At 45.8% G+C, this 1,363-nt stretch carries 1 protein-coding gene; it reads left to right on the forward strand.

What is annotated here, in order from left to right; all coding sequences use genetic code 11:
- Positions 1-1,363: hypothetical protein (locus tag D6B98_RS42195; protein WP_164719176.1), on the forward strand; the 1,363-nt coding region annotated here is incomplete at both ends.

Consider the following 1,363-nt stretch of genomic DNA (forward strand, 5'->3'; position numbering starts at 1 on the left):
AAGAAAAGGAGGAGAGAAGAGGGAGGGGAAAGGAGCGAGGAGGGAGAGAGAAGGAAAGGAAAAAGAGAAAAGGAGAGAAAAGGGAGAAGAGAAAGAAGAGAGGAAAAAGAGAAGGAAGGAGAAGAAGAGAAGGGAGGAAGGGAAGGAAGAAGAGAAGAGAGAGAAGGGGGGAAGAGAGAAAGAGGAGAAGAGGAGAAGAAGGAGAAAAAGGAGGAAAGGGGGAGGGGGAAAAGAGGGAAGGAGAAAGAGAAAGGAGGAAAAAGAAAGGGAAAAAGGAAGAAAGGGGGAGGAAAGAGAGACTTGTCGAGAGTTGGAAAGGAGAGGGGAGAAGAGGAAGGAGGGAAAGGGGGGGGAGGGGAAGAGAGAAGGGGAGGGAAAGGGAGAGAAGGAGGGGGGAGGAAGGGAAGGGGGAGAGAGAGAAGAGAAGGAGAGAGAGGAGGAGGGGAAAAGGGGAGAAAAGAAAGAAGGGAAGAAAAGGAGAGAAAGAAGAGAGAGAGAAGGAAAAAGAAGACGAAGGAAAGAAAGGAAGGGAAGAAAAAAGAAAAGAAGAAGAAGAGAGAAAGAGAAAAAAAAAGAAAGGAAGAAGAAGAGAAGAAAGGAGAGAAAGGAAAAGAAAAAAGAAAAGAAGAAAAAGAAAGAAAAAAAGAAGAGAAAAAAAGAGAGAAAGGAAGGAGAAAAGGAAGGAGGGAAAAAGGAAGAGGGAAGGGAAAGAGAAGAGAGAGAGAAAAGAGGAGAGGGGGGAGAAAGAGAGAAAAGAGAGGGAGGAGAGGGGAGGAGAGAGGGAGAAAAGAGAGAGGGGAAGCCAGGAGAGGAAAGGGAGAAAGGGAAAGAAGGAAGGAAGAAGAGGGAGAGAGAGAAGAGGAAGAGGGAAGAGGAGGAGAGGAGAGGGGAAGAAAGGAAGGAGAAGAAGGAAAGGAGGGAGGAAGAAGAGAGGGAGGGAAGGAGAGAGAGAAAAAGGGGAAGGAGGAGAAGAAGAAAGAGGGAGAGAAGGAGGAGAAAGAGGAGAGAGAGAAAGGGAAAAAGGAAAAGAAGAAAGAGGAGGAGGAGAAAAAAAAAGAAGAAAAGGAGAAAAAAGAGAAAGAGAGAAAGGGAAAGAAAAAGGAAAGGAAAGGGGAAAGAAAGGGGAGGGGGGGGGGAGAAGGGAGAGGGAAAGAAGGAGAGGGGAGGAAAAAAGAGGAAAAATTGGAAGGAGAAGGAGGAAGAGAAGAAAGGAGAGAAGGAGAGAGAAGAGAAAGAAAGAAGGGAGGAGAGAAGGGAGAAGAGGAGAGAAAGAAGAAGAAAAAAAGAAGGAAGGGGGGAAGAAAAAAAAGAGGATGAAAAATTGGATGAGAGAGAAAAGAGAAGAAGGAATGAAGAAGGAAAA

This window comes from Bradyrhizobium sp. LVM 105 (assembly GCF_003957705.1).
In the GTDB taxonomy this organism is placed as follows: domain Bacteria; phylum Pseudomonadota; class Alphaproteobacteria; order Rhizobiales; family Xanthobacteraceae; genus Bradyrhizobium; species Bradyrhizobium frederickii.